This is a genomic window from Chamaesiphon sp. OTE_20_metabat_361, from assembly GCF_031364565.1.
Window position 1 is genome coordinate 1 of the sequence record NZ_JANLWO010000459.1, and the last position, 3,835, is coordinate 3,835.

General features: G+C 48.9%; 4 protein-coding genes and 1 pseudogene. 4 read left to right on the forward strand and 1 reads right to left on the reverse strand.

What is annotated here, in order from left to right; all coding sequences use genetic code 11:
- The 3 genes and pseudogenes from RMO35_RS13495 to RMO35_RS13505 form a co-directional block, all read left to right on the forward strand.
- Positions 1-380 (forward strand): ATP-binding cassette domain-containing protein (locus tag RMO35_RS13495; protein ID WP_309741818.1); only part of this gene is annotated, 380 nt, incomplete at its 5' end.
- A 212-nt stretch (positions 381-592) separates the two neighbouring features.
- Positions 593-2,068: pseudogene (locus RMO35_RS13500) on the forward strand (leucyl aminopeptidase).
- A gap of 24 nt (positions 2,069-2,092) precedes the next feature.
- Entirely contained in the window at positions 2,093-2,329 is a 237-nt protein-coding gene (locus tag RMO35_RS13505) for a right-handed parallel beta-helix repeat-containing protein (protein WP_309741819.1), read from the forward strand.
- A gap of 3 nt (positions 2,330-2,332) precedes the next feature.
- Here the strand turns inward: RMO35_RS13505 and RMO35_RS13510 are convergent, their stop codons facing one another.
- On the reverse strand, positions 2,333-2,761 hold the full coding sequence (locus RMO35_RS13510; RefSeq protein WP_309741820.1) for a Fur family transcriptional regulator: 429 nt from the start codon (positions 2,759-2,761) through the stop codon (positions 2,333-2,335).
- Positions 2,762-2,999: 238 nt separating this feature from the next.
- Between RMO35_RS13510 and RMO35_RS13515 the strand changes: the two genes are divergently transcribed.
- The gene (locus RMO35_RS13515; protein WP_309741821.1) at positions 3,000-3,539 is read left to right on the forward strand and encodes a peroxiredoxin; all 540 of its coding nucleotides are present in this window, start codon (positions 3,000-3,002) and stop codon (positions 3,537-3,539) included.
- Positions 3,540-3,835 lie beyond the last annotated feature (296 nt).

The window sequence follows — 3,835 nt, forward strand, 5'->3', positions numbered from 1 at the left end:
TTCTCACCGTCTATCAAAACGTCGAGATGGCATTAGAAATCCAAGATGTGACTGCAACTGAGGCCGATAATCGGATTCGACAGATGTTGTCCGCAGTAGGTTTAGACCACCGCATGGATTACTATCCCAGCGATTTATCTGGCGGTCAAAAACAGCGCGTCGCGATCGCTCGTGCCTTGGTAAGTCAGCCTAAAATTATCCTAGCAGACGAGCCAACGGCAGCATTAGATAAAAAGTCGGGACGCGATGTAGTGGAAATTATGGAAAAACTCGCCAAAGAACAAGGCTGTACGATCCTGCTAGTCACCCATGACAACCGCATTCTGGATCTTGCAGATCGGATTATTTATATGGAAGATGGCTATTTGGAAAGGTCGTGATGTCTAACAATAGCTCAACTGGAGTCGATCTCAAGCAGTGGTATTCAGCCGAGAGATCTGCAAAGGGGATGCTGCCGAGGATTGCTACAATGAGGATAATGAATGAGTTGGCGCAGGCGTTCCCCAGAAGCACGCCTGAGTTAGCGGTGGGAGTTGGTGCAAAGATTCCCACAACCACACAAGATCTAAAATTACCGCTACAAAACATAAATATGGATATCAAAGCGATCGCTACCACACGTCTAGAATGGACTGGAGATCTTTTAGCGATTGGGTTTTTTGAAGATGCTGTCGAACTCAGTGGCGATCTTGCCGAACTTAATAGTAAGTTGGCAGGTGTCATTGAAGCATTAATCGCTGAGACTGAATTTAAAGGAGCTAAATCCAGCAGCGCAGTCACGCGTGTCGGCGTCAATACCCCAATTCAAAAAATCATGCTGGTGGGGTTAGGTAAAGCCGAAGATCTCAAGCTCGATACCCTCCGCAAAGCTGGGGCGACAATTGCCCGCACCGCCAAACGCGAGAAAGCCAAGACTCTCGGCATCGCTCTCCCCGTCTGGAATGGCGATGGTGCCAGCACAGCTCAAGTAATTAGCGAAGGTTTGCTGCTGGCATTGCATCAAGATAATCGCTTCAAATCCGAAGTCAAGCCCGAAAATCACCTCAAGCTTAGTGAAGTTCACCTGCTCGAATCTGCCGGAAATGATGCGGCGATTAGCAAAGCGCAAGCAATCGCCGACGGCGTAATCTTAGCGCGAGAACTCGTATCTGCACCTGCGAATATCGTCACGCCGATGAGTATGGCAGAAACTGCCGAACAGATGTCTAAAGACTATGGATTTGCGCTCAAAATTTTGGAGCAAGCTGAGTGTGAAGCCCTCGGCATGGGTGCATTTTTAGGCGTAGCGCAAGCGTCCGAAATGCCCCCCAAATTTATCCACATGACTTATACACCTACCGGGACACCCCGCCGCAAAATCGCGATCGTTGGTAAAGGTTTAACCTTTGATTCTGGCGGCTTGAATATCAAAGGCGCAGGTAGCGGTATCGAAACCATGAAAATGGATATGGGTGGTGCTGCGGCGATGTTTGGGGCGGCAAAAGCGATCGGTCAGATCGAGCCAGATGTCGAAGTCCACTTCATCAGTGCAGTCACTGAAAACATGATTAGCGGTCGCGCCATGCACCCTGGGGACATCCTGACAGCATCAAACGGCAAAACGATCGAAATCAACAATACCGATGCTGAAGGGCGATAAACCCTAGCTGACGCGCTAGATTATACCGATAAGTTGGGCTTGGATGCGATCGTCGATCTAGCTACCCTCACAGGTGCCTGTATCGTCGCATTGGGCGATGATATTTCCGGCTTGTGGAGTCCCGATAAGTCCCTCGCCGACGGCATCCTCGCCGCCGCCGAACTCGCAGGTGAAAATTTCTGGCAAATGCCCCTAGCCGACAAGTATTTCGACGGCATCAAATCACCCATCGCCGATCTCAAAAATACTGGCCCGCGCGGTGGTGGTTCGATTACTGCCGCTCTATTCCTCAAGCAGTTTGTCAAGGATACGCCCTGGGCGCATTTAGACGTAGCTGGGCCAGTTTGGAGCGATAAGGAAAGCGGCGTGAATAATGCTGGCGCGACGGGTCATCCGGTCAGAACTTTGGTAAATTGGGTCTTGAGTTAGGTTAGACTCGATCGGCTCAAACGTATGTGGTGGGCAGTGCCCACCCTACTTTTTTCTAACTTTACAGGTAACAAAGGCGATGGGGTGCAAATCGATGCCGCCAACAGCACGATCTCCATCAACAACAGCAAATTCACCAACAACGGTGATGATGGTTTTGATATCGATGCTTCTGGTACTGGCAATACAGTCAACGTCGCGAACTCCGAATTCACCAATAACAGTGATGATGGATTTGATATCCTCGGTACCAACAATTAAATATTATTCTGCTTGAGTACATCGATCGCAATAACCGCGCACGGTGGTTTCATAGGTAACTGCTTGTAAACCCGATCGCAGTCTGGCAAATTCTACCACAGGTAGCTCATCCCAGCCGATATCCTCGATCGCGCCGCATTGTTGACAGTGGAAGTGATGGTGGGATTCGACGATCGCATCGTAGCGCGATACACCTGCTTCGAGCAGTACCTCGCGGATCAATCCTGCCGCGCGGAGAGCTTGCAAGGAGCTATAGATCGTCGCTTGTGAGGAGACGGGACAAGATTGATTTAGATCCACCAAAAGCTGTTCGACCGTGGGATGATCGTTACGCGCGAGGAGATTGGCATACACGGCGAATCGTTGCGGTGTGACCCGCAAGCCTTTGGCTTTGAGTGTTTTGACGATCGCGTCTGTTGATGGCTGGCTCATTGCGAGGGACTAGCAACTGGTGACTAGTGACTAGTAGAGAGGTACTGTAATCTCCAATTATAATCCCAATTTTCCCAGAACGCTCGTTAAATATTAAAAGTTCTCAGTTAAATAGACCTCTTACCCTTGACTTATTCCTAAATTAGAACTATTCTGAGATGTGTGCGACATATCGCTCAGTTGCCAGTTGTCGCAAACGGCTGCGCTAAAAATAATTAGTCAAATTTAGGAGTAAATCATGGCTGTAGTCAACCAACAAGTGCCCAACGTTGTATTCAAGACTCGCGTGCGCGACGAATCAGTCGAGGGGCCAAACCCTTTCAAATGGCAAGATACGACTACACAAGACATCTTCGCGGGCAAAAGAGTAGTTGTCTTCTCACTCCCTGGTGCCTTCACGCCTACCTGCTCCACCAGCCATCTCCCCGGCTATGATGCTGCCTATGACGAAATCAAAGCCTTGGGTGTTGACGAAGTGTACTGTGTATCTGTCAATGATGCTTTCGTGATGTTCCAATGGGGCAAGAACATGGAAGTGAAAAACGTCAAGCTCTTACCTGACGGTAACGGCGAATTCAGCCGGAAGATCGGCATGTTGGTCGAAAAGTCTAACTTAGGCTTTGGGATGCGGTCTTGGCGTTACTCGATGGTCGTCAACGACGGCAAGGTCGAGCAGGCATTCATTGAAGATGGTTACAGTGACAACTGTGAAACCGATCCTTTTGAAGTTTCTGATGTCAACACGATGTTGAATTATTTGAAAGGTGCCAAGGGTTAATTAATGCGTAGGTTGGGTAGAGTGAAGCGAAACCCAACTATTTCATCGATTGGTTCTGAGGCGGAGATCTTTACCCCACCCCAGCCCTCCCCTTTATAAGGGAAGGGAGCAAGAGCAAGAAAAGCCCCCCCTTTATAAGGGGGGGTTGGGGGGGTAAAACCATCTCAGTCGAAGTCTATTAAACTTATATATACACCGTAATAAATTCGGCCACATCTCCAAAATTTTGGGCAAGTAAGGATATACAGAATATGAGTTATGATTTTGACCTATTCGTAATTGGTGGCGGTTCCGGC